The organism is Stenotrophomonas sp. SrG (assembly GCF_050031795.1).
GTDB lineage: Bacteria > Pseudomonadota > Gammaproteobacteria > Xanthomonadales > Xanthomonadaceae > Stenotrophomonas > Stenotrophomonas rhizophila_A.
On record NZ_JBNBBE010000246.1, the window covers coordinates 1 to 274 of the forward strand.

Sequence of the window (274 nt, forward strand, 5' to 3'; positions counted from 1 at the left end):
TGTTTGAAATCACGGCGTCCACCTTCACGGTCATCTCTGCGATTTCGGTCACGGCGTTGGTCTCCACGACGGCCATGTCCACGGCCACCTTTGCCTTTTCCACCAAAGCCACCACCAGATGGTTTAAATGGCAATGGTTTTTCACGCGCAATTTCAACGTCTGGAAGACTGTCTGGATCTTGAACGGTCAAGCTCAAAATATACATAGCCAATTCTTCAGGAGTGAATTCTGCAGCCAATTTGCGAGCATCCTTACCAAACTTCTCAAAGTTGA

General features: G+C 48.2%; 1 pseudogene. It reads right to left on the reverse strand.

Going from position 1 to position 274, the window contains the following annotated elements:
* Window positions 1-274 (reverse strand): annotated as a pseudogene (locus ACQG3P_RS19705) (hypothetical protein); the annotation flags it as partial.